16 protein-coding genes and 2 tRNA genes are annotated in these 16,286 nt (G+C 59.3%); 11 read left to right on the top strand and 7 right to left on the bottom strand.

The features are described from left to right. Positions 1-84 precede the first annotated feature (84 nt). From AB731_RS08005 to AB731_RS07995, 3 genes are all read right to left on the bottom strand, one after another. The gene (locus AB731_RS08005; RefSeq protein WP_047093558.1) at positions 85-819 is read right to left on the bottom strand and encodes an SDR family NAD(P)-dependent oxidoreductase; all 735 of its coding nucleotides are present in this window, start codon (positions 817-819) and stop codon (positions 85-87) included. Further along, the gene (gene purF, locus AB731_RS08000; RefSeq protein WP_047093559.1) at positions 819-2,294 is read right to left on the bottom strand and encodes an amidophosphoribosyltransferase; all 1,476 of its coding nucleotides are present in this window, start codon (positions 2,292-2,294) and stop codon (positions 819-821) included. The genes AB731_RS08005 and purF overlap by 1 nt, the downstream gene beginning before the upstream one ends. 187 nt (positions 2,295-2,481) lie before the next feature. Beyond that, a tRNA-Pro gene (locus AB731_RS07995) sits at positions 2,482-2,558 on the bottom strand. A gap of 193 nt (positions 2,559-2,751) precedes the next feature. Between AB731_RS07995 and AB731_RS07990 the strand changes: the two genes are divergently transcribed. The 8 genes from AB731_RS07990 to AB731_RS07955 all read left to right on the top strand — a co-directional run bounded on the left by AB731_RS07990 (position 2,752) and on the right by AB731_RS07955 (position 10,349). Continuing rightward, on the top strand, positions 2,752-3,753 hold the full coding sequence (locus tag AB731_RS07990) for a GDP-mannose 4,6-dehydratase (protein WP_047093560.1): 1,002 nt from the start codon (positions 2,752-2,754) through the stop codon (positions 3,751-3,753). Positions 3,754-3,792: 39 nt separating this feature from the next. Beyond that, complete coding sequence (locus AB731_RS07985) at positions 3,793-4,737, top strand: thymidylate synthase (protein ID WP_047093561.1); 945 nt, start codon at positions 3,793-3,795, stop codon at positions 4,735-4,737. Between the two features lie 93 nt (positions 4,738-4,830). Next, a complete protein-coding gene (locus AB731_RS07980; protein WP_047093562.1) occupies positions 4,831-6,126 on the top strand; it encodes a 3-methyl-2-oxobutanoate dehydrogenase (2-methylpropanoyl-transferring) subunit alpha in 1,296 nt (431 codons plus the stop codon). Then, positions 6,123-7,190, top strand: coding sequence for an alpha-ketoacid dehydrogenase subunit beta (locus AB731_RS07975; RefSeq protein WP_047093915.1), 1,068 nt, complete (start codon positions 6,123-6,125; stop codon positions 7,188-7,190). The genes AB731_RS07980 and AB731_RS07975 overlap by 4 nt, the downstream gene beginning before the upstream one ends. Positions 7,191-7,194: 4 nt before the next feature. Next, complete coding sequence (locus tag AB731_RS07970; protein WP_047093563.1) at positions 7,195-8,505, top strand: dihydrolipoamide acetyltransferase family protein; 1,311 nt, start codon at positions 7,195-7,197, stop codon at positions 8,503-8,505. Positions 8,506-8,602: 97 nt separating this feature from the next. Further along, a tRNA-Asp gene (locus AB731_RS07965) sits at positions 8,603-8,679 on the top strand. A gap of 85 nt (positions 8,680-8,764) precedes the next feature. Beyond that, on the top strand, positions 8,765-9,907 hold the full coding sequence (locus tag AB731_RS07960; RefSeq protein WP_047093564.1) for an iron-containing alcohol dehydrogenase: 1,143 nt from the start codon (positions 8,765-8,767) through the stop codon (positions 9,905-9,907). A 10-nt stretch (positions 9,908-9,917) separates the two neighbouring features. After that, positions 9,918-10,349, top strand: a complete 432-nt coding sequence (locus tag AB731_RS07955) for an acyl-CoA thioesterase (protein ID WP_047093565.1) — start codon at positions 9,918-9,920, stop codon at positions 10,347-10,349. Here AB731_RS07955 and AB731_RS07950 read toward each other — a convergent pair. The 4 genes from AB731_RS07950 to AB731_RS07935 all read right to left on the bottom strand — a co-directional run bounded on the left by AB731_RS07950 (position 10,346) and on the right by AB731_RS07935 (position 11,868). Then, complete coding sequence (locus tag AB731_RS07950) at positions 10,346-10,561, bottom strand: DUF2842 domain-containing protein (RefSeq protein ID WP_047093566.1); 216 nt, start codon at positions 10,559-10,561, stop codon at positions 10,346-10,348. The two genes, AB731_RS07955 and AB731_RS07950, sit on opposite strands and share 4 nt — an antisense overlap. Further along, positions 10,561-11,187, bottom strand: coding sequence for a 5-formyltetrahydrofolate cyclo-ligase (locus AB731_RS07945; RefSeq protein ID WP_231638883.1), 627 nt, complete (start codon positions 11,185-11,187; stop codon positions 10,561-10,563). Before AB731_RS07945 ends, AB731_RS07950 begins: the two co-directional genes overlap by 1 nt. A gap of 166 nt (positions 11,188-11,353) precedes the next feature. Beyond that, complete coding sequence (locus AB731_RS07940; protein ID WP_047093568.1) at positions 11,354-11,659, bottom strand: cell division protein ZapA; 306 nt, start codon at positions 11,657-11,659, stop codon at positions 11,354-11,356. Then, entirely contained in the window at positions 11,656-11,868 is a 213-nt protein-coding gene (locus AB731_RS07935; protein ID WP_047093569.1) for a hypothetical protein, read from the bottom strand. Before AB731_RS07935 ends, AB731_RS07940 begins: the two co-directional genes overlap by 4 nt. A gap of 184 nt (positions 11,869-12,052) precedes the next feature. Between AB731_RS07935 and tkt the strand changes: the two genes are divergently transcribed. Genes tkt through AB731_RS07920 form a run of 3 tightly spaced genes read left to right on the top strand, consistent with a single transcriptional unit; the run spans position 12,053 to position 16,286 of the window. Then, positions 12,053-14,035, top strand: coding sequence for a transketolase (gene tkt, locus AB731_RS07930; protein ID WP_047093570.1), 1,983 nt, complete (start codon positions 12,053-12,055; stop codon positions 14,033-14,035). A gap of 15 nt (positions 14,036-14,050) precedes the next feature. Then, the gene (gap, locus tag AB731_RS07925; RefSeq protein ID WP_047093571.1) at positions 14,051-15,058 is read left to right on the top strand and encodes a type I glyceraldehyde-3-phosphate dehydrogenase; all 1,008 of its coding nucleotides are present in this window, start codon (positions 14,051-14,053) and stop codon (positions 15,056-15,058) included. Between the two features lie 25 nt (positions 15,059-15,083). Next, positions 15,084-16,286, top strand: coding sequence for a phosphoglycerate kinase (locus AB731_RS07920; protein WP_047093572.1), 1,203 nt, complete (start codon positions 15,084-15,086; stop codon positions 16,284-16,286).

Below are 16,286 nucleotides of genomic sequence, written 5' to 3'. Positions count from 1 at the left end.
GGTGTGAAGTGGTTGGTATGGCCTTACGGCCTTTGCTTGGCACAAAATGAGCCGATTTGCTTACCAACGACTTACCCGAAATGGTTAAGCGGATATTTCCACTCTTTCGCGGTGGAGGTTGGCAAAGTCTTCCTCCAGCAGCGCAGCAATGCGGTCTGCCACGGCCTCTGGCGGCTTGACCGTTTGCGGGTCTTCACCGGGGTAGGCGCGTTCACGCATCGTGGTGCGAGTCGCGCCTGGATCAACGATTGCGACACGGATTTTGGAGATGCGCTCAACTTCCTTCGCGTGGGATTGCAGCAGCACTTCGAACGCTGCCTTGGAAGCAGCATAGGCACCCCAGAATGGCCTCGGATCGGTGCCGACAGAACTGGTCAGGCCGACAATACGTCCGGCATCTGCGCGTTTCAGCAAAGGATCGAACGCAGCAAGCAGCGCTTGGGTGGCGAGCACATTGAGCGTCAGCGCCTGATTGAACTGCTTCGGCTCAATCTGTGTGACAGGCGTCAAAGTGGGCATTTGGGCAGCGTTGATGATCAGGTAATCAAGTTTTTGCCAGCGCTCGGCAATAGCCTGTGCAAGGCGGCCAATTGATTCTCCATCGGTCAGGTCGAGCGGAGCAATGGTCGCGCTGCCTCCTGCATCATGAATCCGGTCTTCTACTGCTTCCAGATCGCGGGTCTTGCGGGCTGTGAGAACAACCTGCGCACCCTTTGCCGCAAGCGCGACGGCCGTGGCTGCGCCGATACCGCGGCTGGCACCTGTCACAAGCGCGATCTTGCCCGCCATCGGCGAGCTGTCGGAAACTGCGTCGTTCATCAGGCTTCCTCGTTTACGGGGAGTGAAAGCTGCGCCTCACCAAGGGTCTTGGCGGTGAGGTCGGTCAGCGGAGTGGGATATTCACCGCTGAAGCAGGCATCGCAATATTGCGGATTATCATTGTCCCGCCCGGCCAATCCGACAGCGCGGTATAATCCGTCAAAGCTGACGAAGGCCAGGCTGTCAGCCCGGATAAACTCGCGCATTGCTGCAAGATCCATCCGCCCTGCCAGCAGCTTCGAACGTTCGGGCGTGTCGACCCCGTAATAACAACTGTGCGCAGTCGGCGGGCTGGCCACGCGGAAATGCACTTCCTTTGCGCCTGCATCGCGCATGATCTGGACGATCTTCATGCTGGTGGTGCCGCGAACGATGGAATCGTCGATCAGGACGATGCTCTTGCCTTCGACGATGGCGCGATTGGCATTGTGCTTGCGCTTCACACCGGCATGGCGAGCACCATCCGACGGCTGGATGAAGGTCCGCCCGACATAGTGGGACCGAATAATGCCCAGTTCGAACGGAATGCCGCTTTGCTGAGCGAAACCGATGGCAGCAGGGACGCCGCTATCGGGTACCGGCACCACGAGATCGGCGTCACAGGGCGCTTCTTTGGCGAGTTCAATGCCGATGTTCTTGCGGCTGTCGTACACAGACCGATCATTGAAGACCGAGTCGGGCCGGCTGAAATAGACATGTTCGAAAATACATGGGCGCGGGGACACATTACCGAATGGGCGGTGCGTACGGATCGTGCCGTCGAAATCGACCTCGATCAATTCACCCGGATCAACCTGCCGCACGAAATCTGCGCCAACCACATCCAGTGCAACGGTTTCGCTGGCGAAGACCGTGGCATCGCCCAGCTTGCCCATAACCAGCGGGCGCACGCCCAGCGGATCGCGGCAGGCGGCCATGCCGCGCGGCGTCATCACAATCAGCGCATAAGCACCTTCGACCATACGCAGCGCATCAACCAGCTTATCGAGCATCGTCGGGAAGCGGCTGGTTGCCACCAGGTGGATAATCACCTCGGTATCGGAAGTGGATTGGAAGATGGCGCCCTTGTGGACCAATTCTTGACGCAAGGTGCGGGCGTTGGAAATATTCCCATTGTGCGCCACGGCGAACCCGCCGCTTGCAAGGTCAGCATACAGCGGTTGGACATTGCGCAGACCCGCGCCGCCGGTTGTGGAATAGCGCACGTGACCGCCGGCCATGCGACCGGGAAGTTCGGCTAGCGATTCAGCGGTGGAGAAATTGTCCGCCACATGGCCCAGCGCCCGGCGGCTGAAAAACTCGGTGCCGTCAAAACTGCTGATGCCGACAGCTTCCTGCCCGCGATGTTGCAACGCGTGAAGGCCTAGCGCAGTTGTCGCTGAAGCCTCTTCTCCGCCAATAATGCCGAAAACGCCGCATTCTTCATGCAGCTTGTCGTCACCGTCCGCGTCCTTGAAGGGATGGGTAAAGTTCATGGATGTCCGCTATGTGGCCTGCCGCGCGCCTCCAATGGCGTTGTTGCGGATTTATTACAAGTGTTGTGGTGGGGGATTGTCAGCAGATGTCCGGTCATGATGCCTTCAAGCCGCGTGCATCGTCGCTGGCTGTCGATCGGGAATCCTTGGGTTGAACAGCAGCCCGGACGATCAAATTTGGTAGAATTGGTCGGGGAGAGAGGATTCGAACCTCCGGCCCCTGCCTCCCGAAGACAGTGCTCTACCAGGCTGAGCTACTCCCCGACCGGAACCTAAGCGAAGCGCGTTGCTCCGCGAGGCAGAGGCGGCGCTATACGGACCGTGCCGATGTCTTGCAAGTCTGACCTAAGCAGGCCGAATAAGCCGCGCTTTTCACGCAGTCGTAACCCCTGAATGCCATTGCCGATCGGCAGACACACTGCCATCAGGCACGTGCAAACAAAGCGCAAGGAATGTAATGTCAAAGCGGGTTCTGATCACCGGAGCAGCAGGGTTTATCGGGGCAGCCCTGGCTGGCCAGCTGCTGGCGCGCGGCGATTCCGTGATCGGGATCGACAATTGCAATGATTATTACGATCCGGCACTGAAGCAGGCGCGGCTTGCAAGGTTACGCGAAGCGGCAGGGGACTTTACTTTCCACCAGCTCGATTTTGCAGACATGGATGCGCTCACCGCTGCGCTTGATGGCGACAGGTTCGATGCGATCGTCCATCTCGGCGCGCAGGCCGGGGTTCGGTACTCGCTCGAAAATCCGGCGGCGTATGTGCAGTCCAATTTGGTCGGCCATGCGAACATGCTGGAAGTCGCGCGTCACCGCGAAGTGGCGCATATGGTCTATGCCAGCTCCAGTTCCGTCTATGGCGGCAATCACAAGCTGCCATTCAGTGTAGACGACCGCGCCGATCATCCTGTCAGCCTGTATGCCGCGACGAAGAAGGCGAACGAGTTGATGAGCGAAACCTACGCGCATCTTTACCGCATCCCGCTAACCGGGCTTCGGTTCTTCACGGTATATGGCCCGTGGGGGCGTCCGGACATGGCGCTGTGGATTTTCACCGGCAAGATTCTCGCCGGGACGCCAATCCCGGTCTTCAACAAGGGCGAGATGTGGCGCGATTTCACCTTTATCGATGACATCATTGCGGGCGTCATCGCATCGCTCGATCATCCGCCTGCTGATGATGGCGCGGTGAAGGCGGGTGGTTCGGCAAAGCCTCACGCAATTTACAATATTGGCAACCATCGTTCGGAAAAGCTCACCCGCGTGATCGAACTGCTGGAGGATTCCTGCGGCGCCAAGGCAACGATCGACTGGCAGCCGATGCAGCAGGGCGATGTGACGCGGACCTACGCCGATATCGACGCTATCCAGCGCGATCTTGGTTACCAGCCAAGGACCTCGATTGATGAAGGCATTCCGCGCTTCGTCGATTGGTACAAGGACTACCACCAATTGTGATGGTGGCGCGATTCTGTGACTGGTGTTAGCAAGGACAGCATGACCGAAAACAAGCGCCACCCTGAATGGCAATATCTCGACCTGATGCGCCATATCTGGGCGCATGGTGACGAACGGATGGACCGCACGGGCGTGGGCACACGCTCCGTTTTTGGCATCATGCTGCGGTTCGATCTGGCAGATGACCGTGTCCCTCTGCTCACCACCAAGCGTGTGTACTGGAAGGCGGCAGCGCGGGAGATGCTGTGGTTCCTGACCGGCAGCACCAATATCCGGCCACTGCTGAAGGACGGTGTAAAGATCTGGACCGACTGGCCGCTCAAAAAATATCGCCAGGCGACGGGCGAAAAGATTTCGCAAGACGATTTCGAGGCGCGGATCGTCGACGACTCGACCTTTGCGCGCAATTGGGGCGATCTTGGGCCCGTATATGGCAAGCAGTGGGTCGATTGGCCGACGTATGAATACGGGCCGGACGGCAAATACCAGAAAGGCGCCGGTATCAATCAGGTAGCGCAGGTGGTCGAAAGCCTGAAGACCAGTCCTGGCAGCCGCCGGCATATTATCGAAGGCTGGAATGTGGCCGAGTTGGACCGGATGGCTCTGCCGCCGTGCCACAAGACCTACCAGTTTCACGTTGCTGGAGAGGGTGGGGAGGCGCGGCTCAATTGCCTGCTCTATCAGCGCAGCTGCGATGTTGCCCTTGGTCTGCCGTTCAACCTGATGGGGGCAGCGCTGCTCACGCGCATGATGGCAGCGCAAACCGATCTGAAGCCCGGAGAACTTGTGTGGAGCGGGGGAGATACGCATTTGTATCTCAACCACACCGAGTTGGTCGAAGCGCAGTTGCAGCGCGAGCCAGCGGGTGAGCCAAGGCTTGCGTTGGTCCGCCGACCGGATACGATTTTCGATTACCGCTTCGAGGATTTCGAAGTGCGCGATTACGAACCGCAGGGCGCTCTCAAGGCGCCGGTTGCAGTGTAGCGGCGCAGGTGATTGACGGTTTCATACGAAACTAATATAATTCCCGGCGGATAAAATATTATTCTGCCAAAGAAACATACCGGGAGAGCGAACATGGCCACAGCCAAGGACGGGAAAGGCGGCAACAGGCCGCCGCTCGAACTGCATGTGCCGGAACCCCATTATCGCCCCGGCGATGCGGTTGATTTCAGCCATTTGTCGATTCCTGAACCCGGTGCGCAGCCACGCCCGGATGAGGCGTGCGATGCGAAAGAAACGCATCACCTGTGCGACGATCTGATCCGCGTGCTGGGTGATGATGATCAGGCGCATGGGCCGTGGAACCCGCGCCTCTCGCCAGATACTCTGCGCACCATGCTGCGCGAAATGGCGCTGGTCCGCGCGTTCGACATGCGCATGTACCGCGCGCAAAGGCAGGGCAAAACCAGCTTCTATATGAAGTGTACCGGTGAGGAAGCGACCTCTGTTTGTGCCACCCACGCGCTTGCAGCCGATGACATGATCTTCCCTTCGTACCGCCAGCAGGGCTGCCTGATTGCGCGCGGGTATGAACTGGAAGAGATGATCAATCAGATCTATTCCAACAAGGGTGACAAGCTGAAAGGCCGTCAGCTGCCGATCATGTATTGTTCGAAGCGACTGAACTTCTTCACCATCAGCGGCAATCTGGCGACGCAGCTTCCTCAGGCCACCGGCTTTGCAATGGCCAGCGCCAGCAAGGGCGATTCGCGCATTGCAGCGACATGGGTGGGTGAGGGCAGCACGGCGGAAGGTGACTTCCATTCCGCAATGACCTTTGCCACCGTCTATAACGCGCCGGTCATTTTCAATGTGATCAACAATCAGTGGGCGATCAGCAGCTTCTCCGGCTTTGCAGGCGGAGAGCGCGCGACTTTTGCGGCCCGCGCTGTTGGGTACGGCATTGCCGGCCTTCGCGTGGACGGCAATGATGCTCTGGCAGTCTATGCTGCGGAGCGCTGGGCTGCGGACCGTGCGCGGTCCAATGGCGGGCCGACGCTTATTGAACATTTCACTTACCGCGCTGAGGGGCACTCCACTTCGGACGATCCCACGGCTTACCGTTCCGCAGATGAGCAGGACGAATGGCCACTTGGTGATCCGGTCAATCGCTTGAAAAAGCACCTGATCGCTTTGGGCGAATGGGACGAGGATCGTCAGGCGGAGCAGGATGCAGAGCTGGATGCCATGGTCAAAACCGCGCAGAAAAACGCTGAAAAGAACGGCATCCTGGGCCACGGACTGCATCACCCGTTCCACACCATGTTCGAAGATGTTTACGAAGAGCTGCCGTGGAATCTGAAGGAGCAGGCTGAGCAGGCAATCCGCGAACGCGCCATCAAATGGCCGGAAGGGAGGCCAAAATCATGAGCACCGAAACACTCAGCGCAGAAGCCCCCGCGACGGATGAAACTGGCGAAGCGCGCCACATGAACATGATCGAGGCGATCAACTCCGCTCTTGATGTCATGCTCACCCGCGATTCCGATGTGACCTTGCTGGGCGAGGACATCGGTTATTTCGGCGGTGTGTTCCGCTGCACTGCCGGATTGCAGGAAAAGCATGGCAAGACGCGCGTGTTCGATACGCCCATTTCCGAATGCGGCATCATCGGCGTTGCGGTGGGGATGGGGGCTTACGGCCTGCGTCCGGTGCCGGAAATCCAGTTCGCCGATTACATCTATCCCGGCCTTGATCAGCTGATCAGTGAAGCGGCGCGTTTGCGCTATCGCTCGGCCGCTGAGTTCATCGCCCCGATGACAGTGCGCAGCCCGTTCGGCGGCGGCATCTTCGGCGGGCAGACGCACTCGCAAAGCCCCGAATCGATCTTCACCCATGTCTGCGGTCTGAAAACAGTGATCCCGGCGACGCCATATGATGCCAAGGGCCTCCTGATCAGCTGTATCGAAGACAATGATCCGGTGATCTTCTTTGAACCCAAGCGCATCTACAATGGCCCGTTCGATGGATATTACGACCGGCCAGCCAAAAACTGGAAGGGCCGTGAGGACGCGCAGGTGCCTGACGGGTATTACAAGATCCCGCTCGGCAAGGCGCGCACGGTTACTGAAGGCGATGCCATGACCATTCTTGCCTATGGCACGATGGTTCATGTGGCGGAGAGCGTCTGCCGCGAAAAAGGCGTTGCGGCCGAAATCCTCGACCTGCGCACGCTGGTGCCGCTCGATATCGAGGCCATCGAGGCATCTGTAAAGCGAACTGGCCGCTGCCTGATCGTGCATGAGGCCACCCGCACTTCCGGTTTCGGCGCAGAGCTTTCCGCGCTGGTAACCGAACGCTGTTTCTACCACCTTGAAGCTCCGGTGGAGCGTGTCACAGGTTTCGACACGCCTTATCCGCACAGCCTCGAGTGGGCATATTTCCCCGGTCCTGTCCGCATTGGCGAGGCCATCGACAAGATCCTGAGCGAGTAACGCTATGGCAAAGTATACACACCCCATGCCGGATATCGGCGAAGGCATCACAGAGGCGGAAATCGTCGCCTGGCACAAAAAGGTCGGTGACCGCGTCGAGGAAGACGAGGAATTCGTCGACATGATGACCGACAAGGCCACCATGCCGATGGAAAGCCCCGTCACAGGGATCATCGTCGAAATCGCAGGCGAAGCAGGCGACATGGTTGCCATCGGCTCGCCGCTGGTCGTCATCGAAGTCGAAGGCGAATTGCCCGATCACGGCGAAGAGGCCGACGCTGACGATGCACCCGCTCCAAAAGCTCCCCAGGTAGAGAAGCGTATCGAGGTGGAAACGCCCGATGCCTCCGACCAGGAAGATGCCGCAAAGGCCGCGCCGGAAAGGGCTCCGGAGCCTGCGCCTGAACCGGCACCTGCGCCAACTCCCGCTCCGGCAAGCGGTAGCAGCAGCAAGCTATTGGCGACGCCGGCAGTGCGCGCCCGCGCAAAGGATCTGGGCGTCGATCTGTCGCAAGTGAAGCCGCATGAGGATGGCCGCGTACGCCATGCCGATCTCGACGCCTTTATCTCTTACTCGGGCGGCTATTCCGGGTCCGGTGCCACGCGCGCAGACGAAGACATCAAGGTCATCGGCCTGCGCAAACGCATTGCCGAAAACATGGCGGCCGCAAAGCGTAACATCCCGCATTTCACTTATGTGGAGGAATGCGATGTCACCGAACTGGAGCATACCCGCGCGCAATTGAATGCGAACAAGGGTGAAAAGCCCAAGCTGACCATGCTCCCGCTGCTCATTGCGGCGATCTGCAAGACCATTCCCGATTTTCCCATGATCAATGCACGTTTCGATGATGAGGCGAAGATCGTGACGCGTCATGGCAGTGTGCATCTGGGCATGGCCACCATGACCGATAACGGCCTGATGGTTCCGGTCATCCGCGATGCTCAGGCGAAGAACCTCTGGCAGCTTGCCAATGAAATCGGCCGCTTGGCTGAGGCGGCGCGGAGCGGCAGTGCCACTTCGCAGGAACTGTCCGGCTCAACGCTCACCATCACATCACTCGGGCCGCTTGGCGGCGTTGCCACAACGCCTGTCATCAATCGCCCCGAAGTCGCCATCATCGGCCCGAATCGCATAGTCGAGCGGCCCATGTTCGTGACCGGCGCTGATGGTCAGGAGCGTATCGAGAAGCGCAAGCTGATGAACATTTCGATCAGCTGCGATCACCGCGTAGTCGATGGATATGACGCCGCTGCTTTCGTGCACGAAGTGAAGAAGCGCATAGAGGCCCCTGCAACGATTCTGGCTGGTTGATCAAAGTAAGCTAAAAAGCGTTGCGGAGTGTGTTGACAGCCTATCAGGCCTACACTAGATGCGCTGCTCCCAAGAGGCGCTGAAGCCGCTTAAATGCGCGGGTGTAGCTCAGTTGGTTAGAGTATCGGCCTGTCACGCCGAGGGTCGCGGGTTCGAGTCCCGTCACTCGCGCCACTTGGGAATTTTTCTTCGCTAACAAACAGCGTCGCGTGCGGGCTAGAGCTTGCGCGCGGCTGTCTGCTTGAGCAAAGCTGGCGGCATGACTTCTTCATTCACTTTCCATCCCGGCCCGCGCGTGCGTTCCGGTATTGGCTGCAGCGCTGAACTGAGCGGATTGCTGCCAGATGGACCCGTCCTGTTCGTGACTGACGCCAATTTGCGCAGCCTCGGTCTGACCGATGGTGCGCTAGGGAGCTTGGCGGAGCGCGAGGTCGGGATTTTCGACAATGTGCAGGAAGACCCGAGCGAGGGTAGCGTCCTGGACGCAGTTGCCATGGGCAGGAAGATCGGCGCGCGCAGCGTCATCGGTTTCGGCGGAGGCAGTCCGATGGACGTGGCCAAGGCTGCGGCCTATCTGCTGGGCTCTGGCGACGATATCGAAACGATCTACGGGGTCGATATGGCGCGCGGGTGCGGCCTGCCGCTGGTTCTGGTGCCGACCACATCGGGAACCGGTTCTGAAGCGACGCCCATTTCTATCCTGACTGTTGGTGAGACGAGCAAAAAGGGAATCGTCGCGCCTGCGCTCTATGCCGATTGGGCCGTTCTGGACGCCTCGCTTACCGCCGGCCTGCCGCGCCATGTGACAGCCGCCACCGGGATCGATGCCATGGTCCACGCAATTGAGGCCTTCACAACGAAGCGGCTGAAAAACCCCCTCTCGGACACGTTGGCGAAAGAGGCGCTGCGGTTGCTCGCGGCCAACATCGCCGCGGCCTGTGATCAACCGGACAATTTGACCGCCAGAGATGCGATGCTGCGCGGGTCCTATCTGGCGGGTCTGGCTTTCGCCAATGCGCCGTGCGCGGGCGTACACGCGCTGGCCTATCCGCTGGGCGGGCATTTCCATGTGCCGCACGGATTGTCCAATGCGCTGATGCTGCCGCAGGTCATGGCGCACAACATGCCTGCAGCGCGGGAGATGTATGCAGAGCTGGCCGTGGAGATTGACCCGTCGCTTGCCGGGCAGGGCACGCAGGCGCAGGCCCAGCGCTTTGTCGAGGCACTGCGCGCTATCACCGAACAGACGGGTCTCAGTCCAAGGCTTGCCGATGTAGGGGTAGGCGCTGATGCGCTCGATCTGCTGGCAGATGAGGCCATGAAGCAGGAACGCCTGCTGATGAACAATCCGCTGCCGATCACGCGCGCCGATGCGCGGCGCATGTATGAGGCAGCCCTATGAGTAAGCACATATGAGCCGTGATCCCGCCAGACCCCGGAGCGCCTACAGCGCCTGGAGAAAAATCCCCACGCGCTGGGCGGACAATGACGTCTACGGCCACGTCAACAATGTGGTCTACTATTCGTGGTTCGATACGGCAGTAAACGCCGAACTGGTCGAGAGGGGTCTGCTCGATATCGAAAATGGCGCGATGATAGGCTTGGTAGTGGAAACGTCCTGCCGTTATTTCGCCCCGCTTGCTTTTCCCCAGGCTGTAGACGCAGGCGTGCGTGTGGCCAGGCTAGGCACATCAAGCGTCCGCTATGAAGTCGGGATATTTGCTGAAGGTAGCGAGGAAGCCGCCGCAGAAGGGCATTTCATTCACGTTTACGTCGACCGTGAAACGCGCCGCCCGGTACCTTTGCCGGAGGATTGGCGTGCAGGCCTGAGTAAGCTGATCTAGCCCCAGCGGCCCGTTTCCATCCAGATCAGGAAGCGACGCAGCGGCAGCAGCCAGATGATGCCGAGGATAAGGTAAACCACCGTCTGAAAGGCGCCATGCCAACCGCCGATCAGTTCCGGCACGTAACGCGCGATCACGACAGCGTAGACAGTCAGCGCGGCGCATAGGCCAAGAATGCCAAAGGGAATTCGCAAGGTCGGTTCGGTGCGCATCAGAAAGGTCCGTATATTCTAGTGGGCGTGATGACGGCGGTCAGCGGCATATCATGGTCTTCCAGCGGCAGTTCATCCACCTTCTGCACGTCCCACGCCATTCCAAGCGCGACCGTGCCGGGATGTTCCGCAAGGTAGCGATCATAGAATCCGCCACCCTGGCCCAAGCGATGACCGATTTCGGTAAAGCCGACAACCGGGACGAAAAGCACCTGCGGTAGCACCGCCGGCGCGCCCGCCTTGGGTTGCATGATACCCATGGGGCCTTCCTCAAGGTCTGTCTGGCCGAAAGGGTCTGTATGGGTGCGAAACTGCATTGCCGCATCGGCGTGCGTGATGGCGGGCAGGGCAAGGGTGTGCCCTGCCTCCATGAAGAAGCGCGCATATCCTGCCGCCGGCGCTTCGTGCGATGCGGCGTGATACAGGCCGACTATCGCGCCCTCTGGCACCAAATCGATGACCGGACCGGGCGGGCGGCGGAATACCAGCGCGCTGACCTGCGGCGGCAGATTCGCGGCGTGGTCACGACGGGCCTTGCGCAGACCTTTGCGCAGTTCAGCTTTACTGTTGGAAATATCCGGCATGATCCTGCGTTTTTGCGATGATGGTAGTGGCGGGACCACCATGGGTCGTTTTCCGGAAAATCCTCTGACGACAAAACGTCAGGTGGGCGCCGTATATCCAGAACCGCCAGGACGAACCCGTGGCCCCAGTAGGGACAGCTCCCTAGGAATGGTTATAGCCTCAGGGATATTCATGCAGCTCGTGCCGGGCAGCCCCGCCAACCCCTATCTAGGCGTCCGCAGGGCCAGTCTCAAGCTGCATTGCAACGCTTTCGAGTCTGTCGGCCAGAGATTCAAGCTCGGCCGCGCTGTTTTCGGGCAGCGCGGGGTCGGCTGACTTGGTTTCGTGCAGCTCGTCCGCCAGCAACAATGCGGCATATAGCAGCACTCTTTCCGGCGATTGGTTGGTAAGGTTTTCAAGCGCTGACAGCTTCTTGTCGATGGATGCGCCAAGCATCTGGATGTGCGCTTCCTCACCTTCCGCACAAGCGATAGTGTAACGGCGGCCGACGATCTCGAGAGTGACGTTGCTCATGGTTTTTCCAACGTACCGATCAACTTATCAAGCTGTTGGAGAGCTTCACCAGCCTCCTGCTGGAGCGCGGCATAGCGTGCCTCCAATTCATGATCGCGCACCGATCCGGAAGAATCACGTGCTCCAGCGGCAGCGGCTATGCGGCCTGCTGCGGTATCGATGCGGGCGATTGCCTTCGCAACCCGGTCTTCGGTGCGATCACCATCCATGCTGCAAATATTAGCCAAGTTTTGCGTTGCAGCAAAGCCTTAACCGGGAAAGCTGTGAATAATCCTCGCTGAACGGGCTCTTCGTATGCGCGCAAGGCAGGTGTCTTGCTTGACCTCGCGGTCAGCCACCACCACACAACGCCGAACCGAATCGCCCGCCATTGCGCGGCGCATGGAGCATTTAATGAGCGACGAGCAGACATCTTTTTCCGATATGGCCAACGCCATACGCGCCCTCTCGATGGATGCGGTGCAGGCGGCAAATTCGGGACATCCCGGAATGCCGATGGGTATGGCCGATGTGGCGACCATCCTGTGGTCCGAATATCTGAAGTTCGATCCTGCCGCGCCTGACTGGGCCGACCGTGATCGTTTCGTGCTCAGCGCCGGTCACGGTTCGATGCTTATATATTCCTTGCTTCACCTGACGGGTTATGCCGCTCCGACGCTGGAAGACATCAAGAATTTCCGCCAGCTGGGCAGCCCTTGTGCGGGCCATCCGGAAAACTTCCTGCTCGACGGGGTTGAAGCGACCACCGGGCCGCTGGGGCAGGGTCTTGCAATGGGCGTGGGCATGGCGATGGCAGAGCGTCATCTCAACGCGACATTTGGCGATGATCTGGTGGACCACCGTACCTGGGTGATAGCCGGTGACGGGTGCTTGATGGAAGGCATCAATCATGAGGCAATTGGTCTTGCTGGCCATCACCAACTGGGCCGTTTGATCGTGCTGTGGGATGATAACAACATCACCATCGATGGTGCGGTTGGTCTTTCCTCATCCGAGGATATTCCTGCGCGCTACCGGGCAACGGGCTGGCACGTGACGCGCTGTGACGGCCATGATCCGGCCGACATTCGCCGCGCCCTCGATGAAGCCGTTGCGGAAACCGGCAAGCCCACGCTGGTCCAGTGCACCACGGTAATTGGCAAGGGCGCGCCCAACAAGGGCGGCACAAGCGGCGTTCATGGTTCGCCTTTGGGAGAAGACGAAATCGCCGCCGCACGCAAGGAACTGGGCTGGTCGCATGATCCGTTCGTTATCCCTGACGACATTATGGCCGCCTGGCGCGCAGCCGGGGAACGCAGCAAGGAAGCGCATTGTGAATGGACAGGCCGGCTGGGCGCCTCTCCCCATAAAGCCGAATTCTCTCGCCGTATGTCGGGCGAGCTGCGAGACGAAGCCAAGGCCACCAAGATATTCCGGAAATGGCTGGAAGAGCCGCAGAAAGTAGCGACCCGCAAGGCCAGTGAAATGGCTCTCGACGTGCTGACCCCGCTGCTGCCCGAAATGATTGGCGGCAGCGCTGATCTGACCGGATCGAACAATACGAAAACCGCTGCGACAGCTCCGGTGACGCCGGACAATTACGGCGGACGCTATGTCTATTACGGGATTCGCGAATTCGGCATGGCCGCCGCGATGAACGGTATGGCGCTGCACGGCGGGATCATAGCTTACGGTGGCACCTTCCTGATTTTTACCGATTATGCGCGCGGTGCGATCCGGCTTTCGGCCTTGCAGCAATGCCCGGTTATTTATGTGATGACGCATGATTCCATTGGTCTTGGAGAAGATGGCCCGACGCATCAGCCGATCGAGCATCTGCAAAGCCTTCGCGCCATGCCCAATGTGCTGGTCATGCGCCCGGCTGACAGGATAGAGACAGCGGAATGCTGGCAGATTGCCTTGCAACAGACTGACCGGCCCAGCATTATTGCGCTTAGTCGGCAGGGGCTGCCACAGGTGCGTAATGCACCTGATGAATTCGACATGTGCAGCTTTGGCGCCTATCGTTTGAAACGTGCAGGCGGCAAACGCGGCGTCGTATTGATGGCGACAGGTTCGGAAGTGTCGCTTGCGCTGGAGTGTGCCGCTGAATTGGAAAAACAAGGCATCGGGGCGGATGTAGTCTCGATGGTTTGTACCGAGCTTTTTGACGAACAAGACGCAGCTTACAAGGCGGACATATTGCCCTCCGATGCGCTCAAGGTTTCCATCGAAGCCGGCACGACCTTCGGCTGGGAACGCTATACCGGCACAGATGGGCTGAATTTCGGTATCGACCGTTTTGGCGCATCCGCCCCGGCACCGGCTCTGTTCGAAAAATTCGGCCTCACGGCGGACGCTATTGTTCCCAAAATCACCAAACATCTCAACGGATAAGCAGGAGTTTCTCTCATGGCGACGAAAGTTTCGATCAACGGTTTCGGACGTATTGGCCGGCTTGTAGCCCGCGCAATTCTGGAACGTGACGACCACGATCTCGAACTGGTGGCAATCAATGATCTGGCTGACACTGATGCCAATGCCCTGCTGTTCGCTTTTGACAGCACCCATGGCCGCTTTCCCGGCACGGTAGAGGTCGATGGCAGCGATCTGGTAGTCAATGGAAAGCGTATCGCCGTCACCAGCGAGCGTGATCCCGGTAACTTGCCACACGGTGAAATGGGCGTCGATATCGTGCTGGAATGCACCGGCTTCTTCCAGAGCCATTCCGCTTGCGTTCCGCATCTCGATGCTGGCGCCAAGCGTGTCCTGATCTCGGCTCCGGCAAAGGAAGTCACCGCTACAATCGTTTACGGCGTGAACCATGAAGTGTTGACCGCCGATGATGTGATCGTTTCAAACGCCAGCTGCACCACCAATTGCCTCTCGCCAGTGGCGAAGGTGCTGAACGATACGGTGGGGATTGAACGCGGTTTCATGACCACGATCCACTCCTACACCAATGATCAGCGCATGCTTGATCAGATGCATTCCGACATGCGCCGTGCGCGCGGCGGGGCACAGAACATGATTCCGACCACCACCGGCGCAGCGCGCGCCGTGGGCCTGGTACTGCCGGAACTGGCGGGCAAGCTGGATGGCTCCTCTGTTCGCGTCCCGACACCGAATGTCTCTTTGATTGACCTGGTTTTCACGCCCAAGCGTGACACGACGAAGGAAGAAATGAACGCTGCGCTGAAGGCTGCTGCCGAAGGCGCGATGAAGGGTGTGCTCGATTATACCGACAAGCCGCTCGTCAGCAGCGATTTCAACCATCATCCCGCCAGCTCCACTGTGGACTCGCTTGAAACGGCAGTGCTCGAAGGCAAGCTGTGCCGTGTGGTCAGCTGGTATGATAATGAATGGGGCTTCTCCAACCGCATGATCGACACCGCTGGTGTGATGGCGAAGTTTCTCTAAAACCAACTGACGCAAGGAGGCCCGCATGGCCGCGTTCAAGACCCTCGACGACTTGCCGCAGGATCTGACAGGCCAGCGTGCGCTGGTTCGTGTCGATCTCAATCTGCCGATGAAGGACGGGCGAGCGAGCGATCTGACGCGCGTCACTGCGGTCGCTCCGACTATTCTGGAATTGGCTGATCGCGGCGCAAAGGTGCTGTTGCTGGCCCATTATGGGAGGCCCAAGGGTGACCGGCACTCCACGATGTCTCTCAGCATGGTGCAGGGCGATCTGGAACGGGTGCTGGACCGCGAGATCATGTTCATTCCAGAAGTTGCCGGGCCGATTGTGATGCAATCTGTCGATATCCTCCGTGCAGGTGATATCGGCCTGCTCGAAAACACCCGCTTCTGGCCGGGTGAGGAGGCGAATGATCCTGATTTTGCACGCAATATTGCGGTGCATGGCGATTTCTACGTGAACGATGCCTTCTCTGCCGCGCACCGGGCGCATGCGACAACCGAAGGTTTGGCCCATCTGCTGCCAGCCTATGCCGGCCGCGCGATGGAGAAGGAATTGAAGGCGCTTGACGCAGCGCTGGGTACGCCCAAGCCACCGGTTGTCGCCGTGGTTGGCGGGGCCAAGGTTTCGACCAAGCTCGCCGTACTCGAAAATCTCAGCCGTAAGGTCCAGCATCTTGTTATTGGCGGGGGCATGGCCAATACTTTCCTCGCGGCGAACGGTGTCGATGTCGGCAAAAGCTTGTGCGAGCATGATCTGACCGACACTGCGCGAAAGATCATGGATGCCGCTGACGAGGCGGGCTGTACGATCCATCTGCCTTACGATGTCGTAGTGGCAAAGGAATTCGCGGCTAATCCGCCAAGTCTGCGTACGTGCAACGTGCACGAGGTGGCCGCTGACGAGATGATCCTGGATATCGGGCCGCAGGCCACAGAAGCGCTGGGGGATGTGCTGAAAACCTGCGCTACGCTGGTCTGGAACGGCCCGCTTGGCGCATTCGAGACACCGCCGTTTGATGAGGCGACCGTGGCACTTGCAAAAACGGCAGCCGCTCTGACTCAGGACGGCTCGCTGATTTCCGTTGCTGGCGGCGGTGATACCGTTGCGGCGATGGTTCAAGCCGGTGTGGCCGATGATCTGACCTATATTTCAACCGCTGGCGGCGCTTTCCTCGAATGGATGGAAGGCAAGGTTCTTCCCGGCGTGGCTGCACTAAGCGCGTAA

The sequence above is a fragment of the Aurantiacibacter marinus genome (assembly GCF_001021555.1).
Taxonomy (GTDB): domain Bacteria; phylum Pseudomonadota; class Alphaproteobacteria; order Sphingomonadales; family Sphingomonadaceae; genus Alteraurantiacibacter; species Alteraurantiacibacter marinus.
Note: the sequence above shows the minus strand (reverse complement) of the source record. Positions and strands in the feature narration are given on the sequence as shown.